Here is a 12748-nt window from a genome sequence, read left to right as displayed (position 1 = left end):
TCATTCTATTGCAAATTATAATTTGATAAACTCCACTCTTCTATTATTTGCTTTACCTTCTGGAGTTGTATTTGGGGCTACTGGTTCTTTTTCACCTTTACCGTCAGTTTCCATTCTGGAGGCATCTATACCAAAGTCGGAATTTAATAAACTCTTTACAGAAGCAGCTCTTCGTTTTGATAGATCCAGATTTTTTGCATCATCTCCATCACTATCAGTATGCCCAACAATATTTACTTTCACACTTTCATTTTCTTTAAGAACATTAGAAATCTCTTTTAATGTACCATAAGATTCCGGTTTTATTTTATCAGAATTAACATCAAACAGAATTCCGTGAGTAACTAATTTACCTTCTGTTAAAAGTTTGCTTCGCATATCGGCACCAGCCTCTGCAATTCTGATATTTGAAAACATTGGTTCGGAGCCTCCAGTAGTCCAAAAGCGTAATTGATTTAATTGAATTCCGGCAGGTAAAACTTTTGGCAAATCGAATACTTTTTCTCCATGAATATATATTCTCGCTCGCGTTTTCTGGATCCAAATTGCAACATGATTTATTTCTTTAGCTTTTAAGAGTCCAATTTCTTTTTCATAATCCCCTCTCATTCCATAGCTCCCTTCTGAATATCCTGATATTGAATGGTATGAAGGTGGTGTAGTTAAATTGAAAATAACACCGCCAGCGCCGGGAACATACATTGTTGGATAAAGTTCACCTTCATTAGTGGCTAAAATAGTTATATCAAAACTAAGTGATTGCTGTTCTTCACCATTATCATCTGGAATTACATCAAATTCTATTGTGCAGTTATTTGGAAGCGAAATTCCTTTTTCTAACCAGAACAAACCATCCTCTTTCATTTTTAACCATTTGCCCGGAAAACGATTTGTAGTTATAACTTCACCTGATTTGTTAGTATTCCACAAAGCCGGAAAATCACCTACTGCATCCTGGCTGAAGTCTTCGTAGAAAACAACTTTATCGCCTGGGATAAAATCGTATTTAGAGAAACTTTTTAAATCATCCTGTTGAACCGGTTTTGTTTCAGACTCCAACTTATTGTCTTTTTTAGTTACCTCTTTTTCTTCCTTCTGTTCATCTGCCTTTTTTTCTTCATCAGTTTTAGTTGCATCCTCTTCAACTTTGTCCAACCCTTTATCAATAGCTTCATCTGTTTTTTGATCAACACGATCTTCTACTTTATCTTTAATTCTGTCTAAAAGATCCTGTGAAAACACCTGACGCGAGGGAATTAAAATTAAGATTCCTATGACTAAAATTGTTAAAAACGATTTCATTATTTACTCCGTGATCAATTTAAAAATTATATCAGTTTGTTTTTCTTTCAAGTAAGAAATATTATTTCATTTGATTCATTTTATTATCCATATCTTCAATTTTTATATCAGAAGGTATTTCAAACCGGGGGGAAGGAACAGATGCATCTTCTTCAATTTTAGTAGCAATTGTTTGTACTTTAATTTTCCCCATATCTATATCAGATTTTAATGTTATTCCTTTCCAATTGAACACTGTACCCTTCATGTTCATCTTTTTATTCTCCATCGAGATTTTCTCGCAAGTTTTTCCGGCTATTTCTTCAGACCCTTCTTTCGTTATATTATATTCCTTCATCATTTCATCGGAAAATTTACTAATGTCAAACTCGGAACCTTGTGGCATAATTTTTTTCATTTTTGTTCCTACTTTCTTTTCAAGATCCAGATCGTAAAAATATCCGTCTTTTGCTAAACTTATTTTATGAGTTTTAATAGTTTGACCCATCATACTGAATTCAGTAATTGTCTCCCTACTTTCCTTTTCTCCATAATCATCAAAATATAAAACCTGGGTTGTCTTTCCCTTCATAAGATTGTTAGCAATTTCATAGGTAATTATCCCGGATTTTATTTGATATCTTTTATTAGGTTCTATGTTTGTTTGAGCCTGGGGAGTTGATTTGATATCTTCGTTTTGTTTGTTTCCCTTGTTGCAGGAAACAAAAAGAATTAATGAAATTATAAATAATCCATAAATCGTTTTCATATCATATTTCCATATAAGTTTGTAATAATTTAATTAAGAAAGACATACAGAAATTTTGTTTACCAAAATGAAATTAAAACTAAAGGATTAATAAACAGCGTCTAATTAGTAAGCTTTATTTTCTTCAGGAGTAAAAATAAAGTCATAGCCTGAAACCTTCATTTTATTTTTATTTCGATTGCAAAATAATAAATAAATTGTTAAGTAAAAATGATTTGTTTAATTTGGCATTAGAGATTGATAAAAAATCACATTAAATTTTGACTGAAAAAAATGCAAATATTCAATTAGGTTGGACTTCTGATGAAAAAAAAGACTAAAACAATACTTTTTACTGTAATTTCAATTATTATATTGGGGCTAATTATTATTCCCAGACTTAAACCTTCACCTACAAAAGAAAACTCTTTAATTAACGCAAGATCGCGTGAACAGGTAATTCCGGTTAATGTTTATATTCTTAAAGCATCCAAACTTGATGATAAACTTTTAACAACCGGATCAATTCTGGCTAACGAAGAAGTTGAACTGCGCAGCGAAGTTTCCGGAAAAATTACAAAAATATTTTTTAGTGAAGGTAGAAAAGTTAAAAAAGATGATTTGTTAATTAAGATTAACGATTCGGAATTGCAAGCCCAGCTTCTCAAAGCAAATTCTCAAAAAAAACTTGCCGAAGAAAAGGAATATCGACAAAAAGTAATGCTGAAAAAGGAAGCAATCAGTCAGGAAGAATATGATATTTCTTTGAATGAATTAAATTCTCTTGATGCTGAACTGCAGCTAATTAAAGCTCAGATAGATAAAACAGAAATTCATGCTCCATTTGATGGAGTAATAGGTTTGAAAGCTGTGAGTGATGGAAGCTATGTTACTCCTGATAAAAAAATTGCAACATTGCAAAATATTAATCCTCTTAAAATTGATTTCTCAATACCAGAAAAATATTTCACTCAAATTAAAGTGGGCAGCGGGATTACATTTGGAATCCAGGGAATAAATAAAAAATATTCCGGCAAGATATATGCGATTGAACCAAAGATAGATGCATCTACAAGAACAATTCAAATAAGAGCAATTACAAAAAATGAAAAATCTGAAATATTCCCGGGCTCATTTGCCCAGGTAGAAATTAATCTTAAAGTTATTGATAATGCACTTTCTATTCCTACAGAAGCTTTAATTCCGGACGTAAAGGGACAAAAAGTCTACATCGTTAAAAATGGAAAAGCTATTCCCAAACCAGTGGAAGTGGGAATTAGAAAGGAAAAAATTATCCAGGTTGTAAGCGGATTAAGCGAAGGTGATTCAGTAATAACATCCGGTCTCATGCAAATACGCCCGAATGCTCAGGTAAAAGTTTCATCAGTTAAATGAAATTTGAGTTTTATTCTATTCTATCTTGTATAGAGAAGGGATTTATTGTTGTAAAATTTTCGTTGAACATCATACAATTTTTGTAATTATAAATAAAACAAAAACCATAAAAAGTTTAAAAGAGAATTAAATAATGAGTTTATCATCTTTAAGTATACAACGACCGGTACTTGCAATCGTAATGTCAATCGTAATTGTGTTGTTTGGAGCAATCGGGTATTCCTTTTTGGGTGTTCGAGAATATCCAAGTGTAGATCCACCTGTAATAACAGTTAGCACATCATACACGGGTGCAAATGCGGATGTTATTGAATCTCAGATTACCGAACCACTTGAAGAATCAATAAATGGAATTGCTGGTATTCGTTCACTTACTTCTACAAGCAGAGAAGGCAGAAGCAATATAACTGTTGAATTTAATTTAGGAGTTGACCTTGAAGCCGCCGCAAACGATGTTAGAGATAAAGTATCCAGAGCAATGCGAAATCTTCCGACTGATGTTGATCCACCGGTTGTTACTAAAGCAGAAGCAGATGCAAGTCCGATTGTATTTTTAAGTGTAAAAAGTAATTCCAGAAACCTGCTTGATCTTTCCAGAATTGCAAATGATGTCTTCAAAGAAAGACTTCAAACAATTCCTGGTGTAAGTCAGGTTGTAATTTGGGGTGAAAAAAAATATTCAATGCGTCTGTGGCTCGATCCTAAAAAACTATCGGCATATAATCTTACACCACTCGATGTGCAAAATGCCCTCAATACGGAAAATATTGAACTCCCTTCAGGAAGAATTGAAGGTGCATCGACTGAGTTGACTGTACGAACGCTTGGTAGGTTAGTAAGTCCAGATGATTTTAATAATTTAATCCTTAAAGAGGAAAATGGTAATGTAGTAAAACTTAGTGATGTTGGTGAAGCTGTGTTAGGTCCGGAAAATGAAAGAACAATTCTTAAACGCGATGGCATTCCTATGGTAGGTGTGGTTGTAATTCCACAACCTGGTTCAAATCATATAGAAATTGTAGATCAATTTTATAAAGTAATTGAACAGCTTAAAAAAGATGTACCTCCGGACTTAGAGATGGGAATCGGTTTCGATGTTACAAAATTTATTAGAAGATCTATTAGTGAAGTTGAAGAAACTATTTTTATTGCGTTTGGATTGGTAATCCTTATCATCTTTGCATTTTTAAGGGATTGGCGAACTACACTGATTCCAATTATTGCAATTCCAATTTCGCTTATCGGGGTTTTCTTTATAATGTACCTGGCTAACTTTACCATAAATGTTTTAACCTTGCTGGGGATTGTCCTTGCCATTGGAATTGTAGTTGATGATGCTATTGTTGTTCTTGAGAACATCTATACTAAAATTGAAAAAGGGATGCATCCTTTAGAAGCCGGTAAAAAAGGATCATCAGAAATTTTCTTCGCTATCATTTCAACTACAGTAACGCTTGCAGCAGTATTTCTTCCAATTATATTTCTTTCAGGATTAACCGGAAGATTATTTAGAGAATTTGGAATTGTAATTGCCGGCTCAGTTTTAATCTCTGCATTTGTTGCTTTAACACTAACTCCTATGTTAAGCACTAAGTTATTGAAACATAGAACTAAACATAATTGGTTCTACGAAAAGACTGAACCATTCTTTAGCGGAATGACAAACATATATAAGAATTCCCTAAATAGATTTATGAAGCATAGATGGATTGCTTTTGTAATTATGGTTGTTACAATAGTAATGATATTCATTTTTGGAGGATCACTACAATCAGAGTTGGCTCCAATTGAAGACCGAAGCGGGATGCAGCTAATTGCTACGGCACCGGAAGGATCTTCGTATGAATATATGGATGATTACATGAACAAATTATCTAAACTTGTACAGGATACAGTTTCGCAAAAAGATGCGGTAATATCAGTTACTGCAGGTGGAGCCGGTGGTGGTACTGCAAATTCAGGATTTGTCCGTTTGGTATTGAAAGATCCAGATGAAAGGAAAAAATCTCAACAGCAAATTTTTGCGGAGCTATCCAATGATGTAAGAAAATTAACTGGTGCCAGAACAGTAATTGCTCAGGATCAATCAATTGGCGCAAGCCGGGGCGGCTTACCAGTTCAATATGTAATTCAAGCACCGGATTTTGAAAAACTAAGAATCGCACTTCCCAAATTTTTGGAGGCAGCTACTAAAGATCCAACTTTTGCAATCGTAGATGTTAATTTAAAATTTAATAAACCAGAAATTGTAGTAGATATAAATCGCAATAAAGCAAAAGATCTTGGAATTTCTGCACTCAATATTGCTCAAACACTTCAGCTTTCTTTAAGCGGGCAGCGGTTTGGATATTTTATAATGAATGGAAAACAATACCAGGTTATCGGTCAATTGAATAGAGCAAACCGCAGCGAACCTTTAGATTTAAAATCACTTTATGTAAAAAATAATCGTGGTGAATTAATCCAGTTAGATAACGTTGTAAGTTTATCGGAAAAGGTAAATCCTCCGCAGCTTTTCAGGTATAACCGGTTTATCTCGGCAACTGTTTCAGCAAACCTGGCGCCCGGCAAAACTATTGGCGATGGAATTAAAGCGATGGATAATATTGCTTCCAGAGTATTGGATGAGACATTTTCAACTGCTCTTTCCGGACCTTCAAAGGATTTTGCAGAAAGTTCTTCAAGCCTGGCTTACATTTTTATGTTAGCTTTAGTCTTAGTGTATTTAATTCTGGCAGCACAGTTCGAAAGTTTTAGAGATCCATTTATAATAATGTTTACTGTTCCTCTTGCTTTAGCAGGTGCGTTGTTCTCCCTTTGGTACTTCAATCAAACATTAAACATTTTTAGCGAAATAGGTCAAATTATGTTGATTGGATTAGTTACCAAGAATGGAATTCTTATCGTTGAATTTGCCAATCAACGAAGAGCACAGGGACTTTCAATTTTTGATGCTGTGCAAGATGCTGCTACCGCACGCTTTCGCCCAATTTTGATGACGAGCTTATCAACTATTCTTGGCGCTTTACCAATTGCGTTAGCACTTGGAGCAGGTGCCGGTAGCCGTGTCTCAATGGGTATTGCAGTTATTGGAGGATTAATATTTTCAACTTTTCTAACGCTTTATGTTGTACCGGCAATTTATACTTTCTTTACAAGCAAAAAGGAAAAGCTTGTAAGCAATGTTGAAGAAATTTCGGCAGCATAATAGCTACAGTAATTGAGTCTATTAACAATTTAAAGTGATAATAAAAATCAAATTCATCTGCGTAAATTAGTTTGTTAATATTTTATATAAATCGGATAAGTGCAATGTTCAGAAAAATAATTTTGTTCATTTTCATTTCATCATCATTGTTCTCTCAGAAAGTTCTTACACTTGAAAAAGCTATCCAGCTTGGATTGCAAAATAACTACCAAATCCAAATTGCAAGAAATGAAGCAAGCATTGATTCTAATAATTATTCTTTAGGAAATGCTGGGTTTCTACCAAAACTTGATGCAACTGGTTCTATTAGTAAAAGTAAAGCAGATACAAAACAGGAATATTCTGATGGCAGAAGCATCAACCGATCGAGTGCGGAAACAGATTCCAAAATTGCTGGTATTGCACTTAACTGGACGTTATTTGATGGCTTTAACATGTTCATTTCATATAGCAGATTAAAACAATTCCGTGAAGTCGGAGAGTTAAACACAAGGATTGAAATTGAAAACAATATTGCTTTGATTATTCAAAATTATTACAATATTGTAAGCATACAACATTCGATTAACGCCATAAAAGATGCGATTGAAATTTCGGGTGAGAGAGTGAAAATTGCAGGCGATAAATTTAAAATTGGATCAGCTTCCAGGATTGAGCTTCTTCAGGCAAAAGTTGATTTGAATGCTGATAGTTCTAATCTTTTAAAACAACAAATTTCGTTATCCAATGCAAAAGTTACGCTTAATAAGTTGTTAGCTAGGAACGCGAATACTGATTTTGTAATTAAAGATTCTATCGTTAATCATAATAATTTTTCTTATGATGATCTGAAGAATAAAACCCTTGCCAGGAATAATGAATTAAGAATTGCAGATAAGAACAGAGAAATTGCCTCTCTTAATTTAAATGGAATAAGATCTCAATTGTATCCGCAAGTTGGAGCTTTCATCAATTATAACTTTAGCCGTTTCGATTACCAGGCAGGACTCTACAAACTAAATCAAAACCAGGGCTTTACATACGGATTGAATTTTTCACTAAATCTTTTTAACGGACTGAACACAAGAAGGCAAATTGAAAATGCGAACATCGATTTGATGAATAGTGAACTGCAATTTAATTCTATTAAAAATAGTGTTGAAGCTAACTTCGAACAGGAATATCTGAATTTCAAAAATGGTTTAACTTTGGTTAAACTTGAAGAAGAAAATTTGGCAGTGGCTAAGCAGAATGCAGATATAGCTATGGAACGCTTCCGCAACGGATCATACTCACCGCTAGAATTGCGGGAAGCACAAAGGGCTTTGCTCGATTCGCAGACAAGATTAGTTTCAGCGCAATATTCTGCAAAGTATGCCGAGGTTGAATTGTTAAGGTTGAGTGGTGAAATTATTGCAAAGAACTAAACATTTCAGAACCGGGATCCGGGGAAACGGTGATCACCAATCATACCTTCAGGTATACAAACTCTCCGATTCGCCCATTCTCCGTTTTACCATTTCTCCGATTCTGAATTTTTGCCAAAGAATTAAAACCAATTAACAGCTACGGTTCATAGAAAACTGGTTCTCCGAGTTCTTTAAGAGAAAACTCACTATATACATGATGCCCATCGTAATCCATAACCCGCAAATCATCTTCCTGCTTAATGTCACTCATTACTACATCGTAATGAGAGTGGTATTTTGCCTTTACAATTTCAACAGGAACTTCAAAAGCGATAAACTTTTTAATTCCCTTAACTGAAAGCTTATTAACCAGATTTGGATTAGTTAAAGAATCGTAAGAAGTTAGGATGAGAATGGGACCAGATCCTGTAAAGAAAATACCTGCTTTCATAATATCCTCCTTTCGTGTTACAAATCTTTCTTAAGAAATAATTAACTATCTGCATCTTGAGGAAAGTAAAATTATCCGGTAAGTTGGTATAGTTGTAATTTTTAGAACCTTTCTCTTAAGGAGCAGATTCTTATTTAATTCTAATGGAAACTAAAAATCTTTCCGACTAAATTCAAGAAAAATAATCACGAAGGAAATTTTAGGTCCTTTGAGCTAAGAAATTTTATTTAAAATTTACTTTAATAAAGAAGATGAGTATTTTGAAGTCAGAATATTGATGAGGATCGGGATGCCTTCAAAAAAAATAATATTCATAATCTTTTTCATTCTGATTAGTTCAACTTTTCCACAGCAAAGATTTATCCTTAAACCAAATGGTCAACTCAGCAAACTATCTACACAAAAAATCTTAAAAGATAAAAGTAGTGAAGTGAAACAACCTGCTGGATTTACTGATACAATATCTTATCGAAGTTTTGGCGGTAATTTTAATACTGATTTCAAATTTGCTGGGCAGGATGTAATAATGCAATGGTTCCAGGCACCTGCTAACTTCATAATAAAAAAAATTGGTTTTAACTGCTCTAGTATAGAAGAATTCAATATGCTAGAAATTAAAATATATAAATTGAATCTTACTAAAGACGAAATTATTTCTGCAGATACAGAAAGGTGGGGTTACTTTATTTCAAAGGGAAATGGATTTAATGATATTAACCCATTTTTGGAAGAGGCATCCGAACCAAAAACTTGGATACCATTTAATAACAGGGAGTACTTTTGTGGTGATCTATTATGGGAGTTAGATCAAATACCTTTTTCGGTCCATAATGATGGCAATGAGAAAACCTATGATTGGTATACTACCGGATGGATGGGTTATGAACCTAAATTAAAAACTGGAGATATCTTTGGAATCTTTTTACGAAATATATATTGGTTTTTAGATACAATGAAGATTGGTGTATATTCCTCAAAGGATGCTGGTTATAATGGATTTAAATTCTATGCTAACGGAAAAAAATCTTCACCCGGTCATCCAGACACTACCACTTGGGGTTGGTGGTCTGAACCATATACTTTTGATATTGCTTTGGCAATAGATATAACCGGCTGTGAACCACCAGATGTAAATCATTTTACTCGTTTACCATCTACTCTTTCAACAGAACCAAGAGAAGTTACTGTCAAAGTTTTTTGGGGATGCTCAGATACAATTAAAACTGTGTATTTAATCTATTCAATTAATGATAATAACAAATGGATTGAAATTCCAATGACAATGGATAGCGAGTATACCTGGAAAGCAAAATTGCCAGGACAACCACCAAATACTAAAGTTACTTACTGGATTAAGGGATTATTTGATAATGGAAATTTTGCAAGATCTGTTTTTTGGACGTACCTAATTTTTGCTCCAACACCTAATGTAAACACTTTGCTTGTCTTTGATAATCCTGGAAGTTTCTTCTCAGATTATTTTATTAGTAAAAAATATTTCGGTAACGATGATTTTGTTAATTTTACTCCGCGCCAATTTGATCACGATATTTGGTGTTACGGACCACTTACTACTGAGTTGGTAAATTATTATGACAACATCTTGGAAATTGTTCCTTCAACTTCCGGATATTACAATGACTCTGTAATTGTTCCATGGCTAAAAGTAAACTCAAATCATAATTATTTTCTGGCAGGACAGGAGTGGTTAGGTGCAAGATATGGCTTTCAGGATTCAACCTTTTCCGAAGGATCATTTGAATATGACATACTTGGTATTACTCATTCCTTTAATGATGTAAGTTATGCAGATAATTCTGGTCAAAAAATACCATCAAGAGTTTTTCCACAGCAAGGTTTATTATTAGGCGGACCTTTGTATTCTTTATTTAATTCTCAACCAACCGATTCAATGATCTGCGACCCAGAAAGAATTTCTAATTATGAAAACTGGATTGACGGTTATGAAATTTTACCGGATGTACAAGCTGATATGAAAGTAGAAACAAGAGGAATAGAAGGAAAATCAAAAGTTGAAATAGTTCCCTGCGCCTCGCATCGAATATTAACAGCAGGCAATAGAATCGCATTCTTATCGTACGATCCGCTTTCAATAAGTTCAAGTCCAGTTAAGTACTGGTACGGTTTCAGTGAAACTGCTCCACAGGTACAGGCTCTAAAGTGGTTTGGAATTATAACGAATGTTCAAGAAAATACTGGGACAATTCCTGATCAGTTTAGTTTATCGCAGAATTATCCAAATCCATTTAATCCAACTACCTCAATCAAATTTCGGAATACGAAATTGGGATTTGTGAGTTTGAAGGTTTATGATATACTTGGAAGAAAGGTAGAAACTCTTGTTAACGAAGCAAAGCAAGCTGGAGTTTATGAAGTTGAGTTTAATGCTTCCAATTTACCAAGTGGGATTTATTTTTGTCAGCTAAAAGCAGGAGATTTTATTCAAACAAAAAAAATGATTTTATTGCGCTAAAGAAAAGGGAAATGCCACATCAAAAAGACATGGCATTTTTAATAATTTAGACAGCAACTTGCGGCAAATCTTTCAAATTTCCTGCAATCTCTTCATCGGTCATTTCATGATCTTCCAAATCATTTCTTAAGAATGCATCGTAAGCGCCAAGATCCAGTAGTCCGTGACCCGACATATTAAACAGGATAGTTTTTTTATCACCACTTTCTTTACATCTCTTTGCATATTCAATGGCTGATTTAAGCGCATGTGCACTTTCTGGTGCAGGAACAATTCCTTCTTCCTGTGCAAATATTTTTGCGGCTTCAAAAACTTCTTTCTGGTAATAAGATTCAGCTTTAATCAATCCAAGATCTAATAAGTGAGAAACGATTGGTGATGCGCCGTGATAGCGTAATCCTCCGGCGTGAATTTTTGCGGGAACGAAATTATGCCCAAGTGTGTACATTTTTAATAGTGGTGTAAAACCAGCTTCATCACCAAAATCATATGCAAATTTTCCTTTAGTAAGTGTTGGACAAGATGAAGGTTCAACTGCTATTACTTCCAAATTCTTTTTGTTGCCATTAATCTTATCTCTTAAAAATGAAAAACTTATTCCACCAAAATTACTTCCGCCGCCTACACATCCAATTACAACATCAGGATAATCATCTGCCATTTCCATCTGTAATTTTGCTTCCTCACCAATTATCGTTTGATGTAAGAGAACATGATTAAGAACGCTTCCAAGTGAATAATTTGTATCCTCTCTCTGTCCAGCTATTTCAACTGCCTCGCTTATTGCAATTCCAAGCGAACCTGGTGAATCCGGAAATTGCGCTAATACATTTCTTCCTGCATTTGTTAATACAGAAGGGCTTGGAATTACTTCTGCACCATAAAGCTGCATCAATGATTTTCTGTAAGGTTTTTGTTGAAAACTTACTTTAACCATAAACACCTGGCATCCCAAATCGAAATGATTACAAGCCATCGAAAGAGCGCTGCCCCATTGCCCAGCCCCGGTTTCAGTTACTAATTTTTTAATCCCTGCTTTTTTATTGTAATAAGCCTGTGCAATTGAAGTATTGAGTTTATGACTGCCAGAGGAATTTGCTCCTTCGTATTTGAAATAGATTTTTGCAGGTGTGTCAAGATACTTTTCCAGCCTGTATGCACGGATTACGGGAGTAGGTCGACTAAGTGAATAAATATCTAAAACTTCATCGGGAATTTCAATAAATCTTTCCGGACTCATTTCTTGTTTAATTAATTCCATTGGAAAAATTGCCGAAAGATCTTCCGGGTTTATCGGTTGTTTAGTTCCCGGATGAATTGGTGGTGCCAGTGGTACTGGTAGATCTGGTAAAATATTATACCAGTGATCGGGCATCTCTTTAACATGAAGAGTGAATTTGTTATCACGCATTTTTTGTCTCCTAAAAGGTTGTTATAAAATTAGTTAATGTTAAATACTATTTCCTTTATTATGTGCATAAAAAAAGCCGTGATTGACACCACGGCTTTAAAATTAAAAAGCCGCAGATAGTTGTTTCACTATCTACGGCTTAATATAATTTTGGATCTATCATGCGCCAGATAGAGAAACACGGATGTTCCACCACCAAACCCAATTATTATTTCCGTTAATAAATATATAAATTGATTTTTTCATCTGAAGCAAATATAACCTCATCTTTATGAAATATCAAATAAATATTCCTTTAAACTATTTCAACCTGTACTGACTAGAATCCATATTTGGCTCTAAGCGTATTAATTGCCTTCAACATTTTTTTCC

At 34.2% G+C, this 12748-nt stretch carries 8 protein-coding genes; 4 read left to right on the top strand and 4 right to left on the bottom strand.

Features of this window, described 5'->3' with window-relative positions; translation table 11 throughout:
• Window positions 1–15: 15 nt before the first annotated feature.
• Window positions 16–1302, bottom strand: coding sequence for an OmpA family protein (locus NTX22_03385; protein ID MCX6149551.1), 1287 nt, complete (start codon window positions 1300–1302; stop codon window positions 16–18).
• 61 nt (window positions 1303–1363) lie between these two features.
• On the bottom strand, window positions 1364–2050 hold the full coding sequence (locus tag NTX22_03380) for a hypothetical protein (protein MCX6149550.1): 687 nt from the start codon (window positions 2048–2050) through the stop codon (window positions 1364–1366).
• A 303-nt stretch (window positions 2051–2353) separates the two neighbouring features.
• On the opposite strand from NTX22_03380, the gene NTX22_03375 reads away from it, so the two are divergent.
• The 3 genes from NTX22_03375 to NTX22_03365 all read left to right on the top strand — a co-directional run bounded on the left by NTX22_03375 (window position 2354) and on the right by NTX22_03365 (window position 8038).
• Window positions 2354–3424: an efflux RND transporter periplasmic adaptor subunit gene (locus NTX22_03375; GenBank protein MCX6149549.1), complete on the top strand. Its 1071-nt coding sequence runs from the start codon at window positions 2354–2356 to the stop codon at window positions 3422–3424.
• Window positions 3425–3557: 133 nt separating this feature from the next.
• Complete coding sequence (locus tag NTX22_03370; protein MCX6149548.1) at window positions 3558–6632, top strand: efflux RND transporter permease subunit; 3075 nt, start codon at window positions 3558–3560, stop codon at window positions 6630–6632.
• 104 nt (window positions 6633–6736) lie between these two features.
• Complete coding sequence (locus tag NTX22_03365) at window positions 6737–8038, top strand: TolC family protein (protein MCX6149547.1); 1302 nt, start codon at window positions 6737–6739, stop codon at window positions 8036–8038.
• A 139-nt stretch (window positions 8039–8177) separates the two neighbouring features.
• Here NTX22_03365 and NTX22_03360 read toward each other — a convergent pair whose 3' ends face one another.
• Window positions 8178–8471, bottom strand: a complete 294-nt coding sequence (locus tag NTX22_03360) for a hypothetical protein (protein ID MCX6149546.1) — start codon at window positions 8469–8471, stop codon at window positions 8178–8180.
• A gap of 289 nt (window positions 8472–8760) precedes the next feature.
• On the opposite strand from NTX22_03360, the gene NTX22_03355 reads away from it, so the two are divergent.
• Entirely contained in the window at window positions 8761–10965 is a 2205-nt protein-coding gene (locus NTX22_03355) for a T9SS type A sorting domain-containing protein (protein ID MCX6149545.1), read from the top strand.
• 46 nt (window positions 10966–11011) lie between these two features.
• Here NTX22_03355 and NTX22_03350 read toward each other — a convergent pair whose 3' ends face one another.
• Entirely contained in the window at window positions 11012–12376 is a 1365-nt protein-coding gene (locus NTX22_03350) for a TrpB-like pyridoxal phosphate-dependent enzyme (GenBank protein ID MCX6149544.1), read from the bottom strand.
• Window positions 12377–12748: the final 372 nt, after the last annotated feature.

It is taken from the genome of Ignavibacteriales bacterium (genome assembly GCA_026390815.1).
In the GTDB taxonomy this organism is placed as follows: domain Bacteria; phylum Bacteroidota; class Ignavibacteria; order Ignavibacteriales; family SURF-24; genus JAPLFH01.
The sequence above is the reverse complement of the archived record's forward strand: the minus strand, read 5'-3'. Positions and strand labels throughout refer to the sequence as shown.

Bases quoted from the DNA above. Each gene is read 5' to 3' on its own strand.
- NTX22_03385 (MCX6149551.1), bottom strand. From the start codon at position 1,302: ATGAAATCGTTTTTAACAATTTTAGTCATAGGAATCTTAATTTTAATT.
- NTX22_03380 (MCX6149550.1), bottom strand. From the start codon at position 2,050: ATGAAAACGATTTATGGATTATTTATAATTTCATTAATTCTTTTTGTT.
- NTX22_03375 (MCX6149549.1), top strand. From the start codon at position 2,354: ATGAAAAAAAAGACTAAAACAATACTTTTTACTGTAATTTCAATTATT.
- NTX22_03370 (MCX6149548.1), top strand. From the start codon at position 3,558: ATGAGTTTATCATCTTTAAGTATACAACGACCGGTACTTGCAATCGTA.
- NTX22_03350 (MCX6149544.1), bottom strand. From the start codon at position 12,376: ATGCGTGATAACAAATTCACTCTTCATGTTAAAGAGATGCCCGATCAC.
- NTX22_03365 (MCX6149547.1), top strand. From the start codon at position 6,737: ATGTTCAGAAAAATAATTTTGTTCATTTTCATTTCATCATCATTGTTC.
- NTX22_03360 (MCX6149546.1), bottom strand. From the start codon at position 8,471: ATGAAAGCAGGTATTTTCTTTACAGGATCTGGTCCCATTCTCATCCTA.
- NTX22_03355 (MCX6149545.1), top strand. From the start codon at position 8,761: ATGCCTTCAAAAAAAATAATATTCATAATCTTTTTCATTCTGATTAGT.